A 7,700-nucleotide genomic window follows, 5' to 3' on the forward strand; every position below is an offset into this window, starting at 1 on the left:
TCTGTAGGAGCGAACTTGTTCGCGAGACGGCATCAAGGGCATAACCTATCGCCCTTCTCGCCAACAAGTTGGCTCGTACAGATTCAACGGGCCGATTACTCGCCCAGCGGCCGCAACCGGTACTGAGGCGGCAATTGATCGAAGCCGCTGATGGTCGCGTTCAGACTTTTCCACCGCCCGTCCTTGATGCCGTAGATACAGCCATGCACCGACAACTTCTGGCCGCGATGCCACGCGTTTTGCACGATGCTGGTGTGGCCGACGTTCGCCACTTGCTGAATCACGTTCAGCTCGCACAGGCGATCAACCTGCTCTTCTTCGGTTGGTAGCTTGGCGAGCAATTCGCGGTTCTCGTAATACAGATCACGAATCGAGCGCAGCCAACCATCGATCAGGCCCAACTGACGATTCTGCATCGAAGCCCTGACGCCGCCGCAACCGTAGTGGCCGGTGACGAGGATGTGTTTGACCTTGAGCACGTCGACCGCGTACTGGATCACTGACAGACAGTTCAAATCGGTGTGCAGCACGACGTTGGCGACGTTACGGTGAACGAACAGGTCGCCGGGCAGCATGCCAACGATTTCATTGGCGGGAACGCGAGCATCCGAACAACCGATCCACAGGTATTCCGGGGTCTGTTGGCGTGCCAGCTTGGCGAAGAACTCAGGATCTTCCTCTTTGATGGCCGCGGCCCAGCGTTCGTTGTTGTCGATCAGGTCTTGTAGCTCGTTCATGCTTAATGCCTCGAAATTGATGCTCAGCTATGACTGGCGCTCGACGTTGCGGGTCACGCCCTTTTTGCCACTATGGGTTGGCTAACAAAAAGGAATCTTAAAGAATGTCGCCGGTCCACCTTATTAAGGCCCCACATAATGAGGAATTCGCCATGAATGATGAACGCCGCCCGTTTGGTGCAACCCAACCCGAACCCATCGATGATAACGAAGACCGTATGGGCTCGATGGAAGAGCTGAACTTCAATGACAATAACGAACCCAGTGGTCGAATCGGTGACATCATCCCGGCCGACGAACTGGAAACCCTCATGCCCGATGAGCGCGTGCGTGAAGCTGGCCTGACGGGCGCTTCGACTGCCGACCATGAACCGACCGATGATGACATGAGCCCGGAAACGCTGATCGATGAAGACGGCGGCGGTTCTGCCACTGAAGAAGGCGGAGGCGGCCCCGCTGACTTTGATCTGAGTATTGTCGATGAAGACGAAATCGGCGCGGGCGGTGGTCTGGATGAAGAAGAGCTGGCCATTTTCGACCCGCTTGATGGCAAGCCGTAGCCTGCCTCGCTGTAGTTCGCGCAGTCAGTCCAGTAGCGTACACGCCATGACCAGCGCGTCTTCCCGGCCGCCAGTTGCCGGGTAGTAATCACGACGTCGGCCTATCTCGTTAAAGCCATAGCGCTCATACAGACGATAGGCCGATTGATTGCTGGCACGCAGTTCGAGAAAACACTCGCGACCATTGAGTTCGTAGGCGCGCTTCATCAAGCGGTCCAGCAGCAATAATCCGAGACCGCGACCTTGGCTTTCCGGCTTGACGGTAATGTTCAGCAGGTGCGCTTCGTCGATGATCACGTTGATCACGCCGTGCCCGACTTGCTGCTCGCCTTCGAACATCAGCCAGATTTCATAGGACTTCAGTCCATCCAGAAAGATGCCCCTTGTCCACGGATGGCTGAAGGCTGCGTATTCGATTTTCAGGACGGCGTCGAGATCCGCCTCAGTCATTGGGCGAAAACTTACTGCATCACTCATTTACGTTCTTCCAACGTGCCATCAATCGACGCATGGCTTTCCAGACGTCCGCCTTGCGCTGAGGCTCATCCATTAATAGTTCCAGCCCTGGCAGCGCCCAGGCAGAGCCCAGGCCTTCGACCTGCAGTTCTCGGTTGTAGGATTCGGCGTCTACTTCACCGGCAAATTTCAGCGATGGCAGTCCGATCAGCCACAGCAGGCTGCAAGGCGCTTCTTCCAGCCGGGCGAACAGGAAGCCCTGGACGAAATCCCGCGCCGCCTCTGGCCCTTGATCCATCTGCCCTCGCACCAGTAACGGCCAACGCACCGGCTCGCCTATGATTTGCGGGCTGTCTGGCAAACCAGCGGCGCGCAGCATGTCCTTGAGCAATAAATAAGACGGATCGCGACTCTGGAAGGGCTCGCCGGTCGCCAATTCGACTAGCAGCAGGCAGTTGCCGGCGCGCAGCAGTTGCAGGGCAAAACGTGGCGGCGCAATGACAGGCGCTTTGACCACGGCAGGCGCGGCGTCCTCATCTTTGACCGCAGCTTTGACAATGGGCTTTACCATGGCGGATGAGCGCGGCATTTCGACCTTCGGCCGCTCGACAGTCCGAGCCATCGGGACATCGCGTGGCGGCGCCGCATCGGCAACGGGCGGCGCTTTGGCTTCTGCGACAGGCGCCTCAACCAAAACCGGTAATGGCGCGAGCAATTCCGGACGCGAAGGCGCGGCAAAGGGCAGTTCGGTGCGCGGCAGCCAATTGACCACCTGCATGGCGGTCATATAAGCGCGGCGGCGGGACTCGTTGAGCAAAGGTCGGCCACCTGTGGATAAGTTAGGCGGGCGATTCTACAGACCTTCGTCGCGTCGCGCCGCAGTTGATCGACCGAGAGTGAAAACCAACCCCGGCTATGCAGTACAATTGCGGCTTTTCTTCGCCAACCAGCCGGCATTCCCATGATCGAACCTAAGCGCGTCCTGCGCGCCCTTGCCGAACACTGGGCGCTCCTTGAGCCTCTGTGCGAGCATTTTGACCAAGGCACTTTGAGCCTGAGCGAATTGCGCCTGCAACTGGCGGCCCAGCAACTCGAAAGTACGCCGCAGGATATTACTCACCTGCTGGATGTGTGGATCCGCCTCGATATCCTGGTGCCAGTGGCTAAAAGCCCTAACCGTTTCGAGCTGAATGCGCAGATTCACGACTTTCTGTCGTATCTGCGACGTGAGCACCGTTTGGGGCTGTGCCTGGAGATAGAAGCTTACCTGCGCCATCTTGAGCGCTTGGCTGGCTATATCCAGGACGCGTTCGATGTCCGCGATGCCAACGATCTCGCCCGCCAATTGCGATTGCTTGACATGCGCGTGCGCGATGTCCTGAAAAAGCTCGCCAACGACGAACAGGCGCTTGTCTCGGTTGCTGAACGGGCGAAGACCAGCGATCGACAAATCCCGTTGCGTCAGCGCTATGCCGAAGTGCTGGCGACGTGGGACGAATACGTCGAGCCGATGATTCAACTGGTCAACGCCGATGGCGCCTTCGAGCAAGGCGTGCGCAAGGTCGAAAACGTGCTGCTGCGTATGCTGACCGATCAGCAACGGCTTGGGCATCTGGTCGACGACGACATGCTGCTGCGTACCCACGCGCGAATCCTGGAAATGCAGACCAGCGCACAACTGACCTTGCGTCATGCTCGCGAACTGCTGCTGCCGCTGCGCGAAGAGGCCCGTCGACACAATGCCGTGACTCGCGGCGCTGCGTTGGCGTTGTCGGCCATACGGCGCAAGGGCATCGATGCAGTGCCGCAAGCTGCGATGCCAATGTTCACTCGTCCCCAGAGCACGTTCCTCGGCAGCGCGAATCAGGTCGAGGCTTACGTCTATGCTCTCGCGCGGTTTGAACCCAAACCAGCGCGATTCCCCAAGGCCAGCACTACGCGCAAAGGGGAACCGCCCAAGGCGCCACGCACGGTCAAGGAAATGCTGGAGCGTTGCGAAGATGCGCTGCCGATGCCCGATTTGATGGTGTGGTTGCTCGAGCAAGAACCCAACGGCGCCACCGACGAATTGTTGTACTGGTTCTCGCGCCTGTCGCGGGACAAGCGCTTCCAGCGCGAACGTCTGGAGCGCCGCGAATACTTCACACAGGAGCACCGGGTCAGCCTGCGCTCCTTCGCCCTGCTCTCTAGTCGAGACGTCACCCCAGAGCATTCAGAGGGCACCGCCCATGCATCTTGATCTATCCGAAATGTCCCAGCTGGCGCCGATTTTCCGCGAGCTGTTCAAGGGCTATCACATTAGCCGCCGTGACCCGGAGTTGTACGCCCAGCTGTCCAATTCCCAGGATCAATATCGAACCCTGTTCAAAGCGCTGGGGTTTGAACTGGTGTGCGACACACGCGGGTTCTACTACTTCGTGCCTGACCTGGCCGCGGCTCAAGTCAACAAGACGGCACAGCGGCTGGCGTTGTTCACGTTCATTCTGGTTGAGCATCTGGCCGATCAGGGTCGTGACCCCGTTGCAGTGCTCGATGGTGGCAGCCTGGGCCGGGAAGAATTGCCCTCGCTCCTGGAAAAATATCGCGATCTGTTTCTGCAGGCCGAAGTCCAGACTCAGGAAGAGCTTGAAGAAAAAATAATGCGCCGTATGACCCAACTGGGTTTTGCCAGCGAAGAAATGGGCGTTTTCCGTTTTTTGCCGCCGATGCATCGGTTTCTTGATGTCTGCCTGTCAGTTCAGCAGGACCGTGATCTGGCAGCGAGTCTGCACAGCGATCTGCCGTTGCCAACACCGGTTCTGATTGACGACGACAGCGACGAAAAATTACTTGAGACCGGAGATCCGCTTGATCTTGCTGAGTTTGACGACGTCGAGCTGACCGAAGAGCAGGCGTTGGCGCGCGCAATCGCCGAAGAACAGGAGCTAGACGTATGAGCCAGGAACGTTATGGCATCCGCCGCTTCGCCTTGCTGAACACTGCGGGTTACAGCCTCGGACTGTTCCCGCTGGAACATCCGCTGTCGGTGTACGGCGCGAACAACCTGGGCAAGAGCGCGTCGATCAACGCGCTGCAATTCCCGATTCTGGCCCGCATGTCGGACATGAGTTTCGGCAAATACACGCTGGAACAATCCCGTCGCTTCTACTTCGCTACGGACACCAGTTACATCCTTGTCGAAGTTGCGCTGCCTCATGGCCCTCACGTCATCGGGGTGGTGGGTCGCGGGCCGGGCGGCGGTTTCGGGCACCAGTTCTTTGCGTATGCGGGCAAGCTCGACCTGGCGCATTACCAGAAAGATGACACGTGCCTAAGACAGAAAGAACTGTTCAGCAATCTCGAAGCCCAGGGCCTGAAAGCCTATGAATTAAAGCCCGATGAATTGCGCCGCTTGCTGGTCGGCGGTCACACCTCGATCCCGCTGGATCTGACACTGATCCCTTTACGCTCAACCAGCGAACAGAGCCTTAAAACCTTCCGCGCGCTGTTCATCAATTTGCTGCACATGCGCGAAATCACTGCCGCCAAGCTCAAGCAGTTGTTCCTTGATGCGTTCGAGCACAGCTTGCGTTCCGGTAGCGTCGATTACATTGCGGCGTGCGAAGAAGCGTTCCGCGATGTACGACGCATGGAGCAGGACTACAACGCTCTCGTCCTCGCTGGGCCATTAGTTGAAGCACTGGCCAATGGTGTTCGGCAGCGGGAAGTTCTGCGCGGCAAGCTCCATCGTCTTTCACCGCTTCTGGATTCGTTACTTGGTACTTGGCAGGACTACTCCAACGCCCGCAAGGAAGAGCTGGTCATTCAGGCCGAACACTACCGGGGCTTGCAGGATGAACTGCAAAACGATCAGCGCGGTGGCACTCAGGAATTGATGCGACTGGAGCGCGAAATCAGCGGCATTCAGCGTTGGATCGGTGAGCTGGCGGTGTTGAAGAATCGCTTCGCGCTGGTCGACAACGTGCGTGTTCTCGAGCAGCAATTACTGGCAGCCAAAGATGCTCATGATGAGTTGGCCGGTGCTTTGGCGCAGTCGCGTCAGTTCAGTGCTGAAGATCTGGACGAGCGTCTGCGAGATCTGGAAAAGCGTCTGAAGTCAGTGAAGCAGCAACTCGATCATGCCGACAACAACAGTTATGCACGCCTGCGTGAAGAGTTCTCGCAGCCGGATGTCGAACGTTTGATGCGACTGTTCAATAGCGCGTTGTTCAGTCTGCCGCTGGGCGAACAGGGCATCGCGCTCGACGATGGCGACGCATGGGTGAAATCTCTCGAAGCCATCTTGGATGGGTTCAAGGGGGAGCATTTTGAAGTGCCCGGCCTGTCGATCAATCTGTCGCATATCGAGCCACCGGCGCTGCAAGCATTGGCGGACCGTGCTGCTTTGCGTGATCAGAAAGAGCGTCTTGAAAAAGAACTCAAGCAGCTGAAAACGCAACAGACTGTGGCCGCTGACCGCGCAGCGAGCAAGACTCAGACCGAAGTGCTGTATCAGCAGGTTCTGGATGCGCAGAAGGCGTTGGAAGATTTCCGCCGCTCGCAGACGTTAACCGCTGAGGAGCTTGAGAAGCATGAGCAACTTGCACAACTGGAAGCGGCTCAGGACGAGCTGAAACGCTCGTCTGATGCGTTCACTGAGCGTGTTCAGCAGTTGTCCGCCAAGCTGCAGTTGGTTGCCCGCCAGATTGGCGATCTGGAGTCCAAGCAGCGCACGCTGGACGATGCATTGCGTCGCCGCCAATTACTGCCCGCCGACATGCCGTTCGGTGCGCCGTTTATGGAAGCCGTCGACGACTCGCTGGAAAATCTACTTCCATTGCTCAACGATTATCAGGACAGCTGGCAGGGCCTGCAGCGTTGTGATGGGCAGATTGAAGCGCTGTATGCGCAGGTTCGCCTTAAGGGTGTGGCCAAATTCGATAGCGAAGACGACATGGAGCGCCGTTTGCAGTTGTTGATCAACGCATACGCGCATCGCCAAGATGAGGCGCTTACTCTCGGCAAGGCGCGTCGTGCTGCGGTTACTGATATTGCACGTACGCTGCGCAACATTCGCAGTGACTACGACAGCCTCGAGCATCAATTGGCTTTGTTCAATCGCGAGATAAACAAGCGTCAGGTTTCCAACCTTGAAAGCTTCCGTATTGTCCTGGCTCCTAACAAGGAAGCGCTCAAGCATATTGACCAGATCATTCACAGCGCTGGCCAATATGAAGAGGGGGAAACGCTTTCAGTGTTTGACCTGAACCAGAGTGCAGATCAAGACAACAAGAACGAAGAGGCCAAGGAATACTTGGCGCGCTTAGTCGCAGCCAACCACAACCAGCTAGGCTTGAAAGACCTTTTCGAGTTGGCATTCGAGATTACAAAGGTGAATGGCCAGCCGGTTATTCATACTGACATCGATGGTGCAGCTTCAAACGGCACCACGATGACCATCAAAGCCTTGACCAACATGTACTTGTTACTGCACTTGATGGATCGTGAGCAAGCCGGTCGTATCCGCCTTCCTTACTATTTGGACGAGGCTGCAGACATCGATGAGAAGAACCAGGCAGCATTGCTGGAAACCAGTCTTCAGTTGGGCTTCGTGCCTATCCTGGCAAGCGTGAAGCCGCAAGTATCTGCTCACGTGGCGATTGACCTCGAAGGTGGAAGCGGGCCCGCTGGGATTTATATTGATGAGGCTGACTGGAAGTATATTCAACGACGGGATGAGTTGGTTAAAACCAAGCTCATTGAAGTGGCAGATGTGGCTGCGGAATGAGTTAAGTTAGGAGGTTTACTGGGAGGCCGCATGAAGATGCGGCCTTTTTTATTGTCTATGTTTGTGCCGCTTCTACTCGCGAACGAGGTTTTTCCGGCCGCCCAAAACAAAACCCCTCACCGCGCAAGCGGTGAGGGGTTTCGGAATTTAATCTTGACGATGACCTACTCTCACATGGGG

7 protein-coding genes are annotated in these 7,700 nt (G+C 57.0%); 4 read left to right on the forward strand and 3 right to left on the reverse strand.

Annotated elements, in window-relative coordinates; all coding sequences use genetic code 11:
* Window positions 1–95: 95 nt before the first annotated feature.
* The gene (can, locus tag ACWKWM_RS17420; RefSeq protein ID WP_483837553.1) at window positions 96–737 is read right to left on the reverse strand and encodes a carbonate dehydratase; all 642 of its coding nucleotides are present in this window, start codon (window positions 735–737) and stop codon (window positions 96–98) included.
* A 152-nt stretch (window positions 738–889) separates the two neighbouring features.
* Here can and ACWKWM_RS17425 point away from each other — a divergent pair, with 152 nt between their 5' ends.
* Entirely contained in the window at window positions 890–1,297 is a 408-nt protein-coding gene (locus ACWKWM_RS17425; protein WP_483847323.1) for a serine kinase/phosphatase, read from the forward strand.
* Window positions 1,298–1,321: 24 nt separating this feature from the next.
* On the opposite strand, the gene rimI is transcribed toward ACWKWM_RS17425, so the two are convergent.
* Both rimI and ACWKWM_RS17435 read right to left on the reverse strand, forming a co-directional pair.
* Window positions 1,322–1,774, reverse strand: coding sequence for a ribosomal protein S18-alanine N-acetyltransferase (gene rimI / locus ACWKWM_RS17430; RefSeq protein WP_483847324.1), 453 nt, complete (start codon window positions 1,772–1,774; stop codon window positions 1,322–1,324).
* A complete protein-coding gene (locus ACWKWM_RS17435; protein ID WP_483847325.1) occupies window positions 1,767–2,570 on the reverse strand; it encodes an energy transducer TonB in 804 nt (267 codons plus the stop codon). Before ACWKWM_RS17435 ends, rimI begins: the two co-directional genes overlap by 8 nt.
* 144 nt (window positions 2,571–2,714) lie before the next feature.
* Between ACWKWM_RS17435 and mksB the strand changes: the two genes are divergently transcribed.
* From mksB to mksF, 3 genes are read left to right on the forward strand one after another with little or no spacing between them, the layout of a single operon-like run.
* Window positions 2,715–3,992, forward strand: coding sequence for an Mks condensin complex protein MksB (mksB, locus tag ACWKWM_RS17440; RefSeq protein WP_483847326.1), 1,278 nt, complete (start codon window positions 2,715–2,717; stop codon window positions 3,990–3,992).
* Window positions 3,982–4,689 (forward strand): Mks condensin complex protein MksE, encoded by a 708-nt coding sequence (mksE, locus tag ACWKWM_RS17445; protein WP_483847327.1) that lies wholly within the window; start codon window positions 3,982–3,984, stop codon window positions 4,687–4,689. Before mksB ends, mksE begins: the two co-directional genes overlap by 11 nt.
* Window positions 4,686–7,520, forward strand: coding sequence for an Mks condensin complex protein MksF (mksF, locus tag ACWKWM_RS17450; RefSeq protein ID WP_483847328.1), 2,835 nt, complete (start codon window positions 4,686–4,688; stop codon window positions 7,518–7,520). Before mksE ends, mksF begins: the two co-directional genes overlap by 4 nt.
* Window positions 7,521–7,700 lie beyond the last annotated feature (180 nt).

The organism is Pseudomonas rosaeacicularis (assembly GCF_057128745.1).

Bases quoted from the DNA above. Each gene is read 5' to 3' on its own strand.
- rimI (WP_483847324.1), bottom strand. From the start codon at position 1,774: ATGAGTGATGCAGTAAGTTTTCGCCCAATGACTGAGGCGGATCTCGAC.
- mksB (WP_483847326.1), top strand. From the start codon at position 2,715: ATGATCGAACCTAAGCGCGTCCTGCGCGCCCTTGCCGAACACTGGGCG.
- ACWKWM_RS17425 (WP_483847323.1), top strand. From the start codon at position 890: ATGAATGATGAACGCCGCCCGTTTGGTGCAACCCAACCCGAACCCATC.
- mksE (WP_483847327.1), top strand. From the start codon at position 3,982: ATGCATCTTGATCTATCCGAAATGTCCCAGCTGGCGCCGATTTTCCGC.
- mksF (WP_483847328.1), top strand. From the start codon at position 4,686: ATGAGCCAGGAACGTTATGGCATCCGCCGCTTCGCCTTGCTGAACACT.
- can (WP_483837553.1), bottom strand. From the start codon at position 737: ATGAACGAGCTACAAGACCTGATCGACAACAACGAACGCTGGGCCGCG.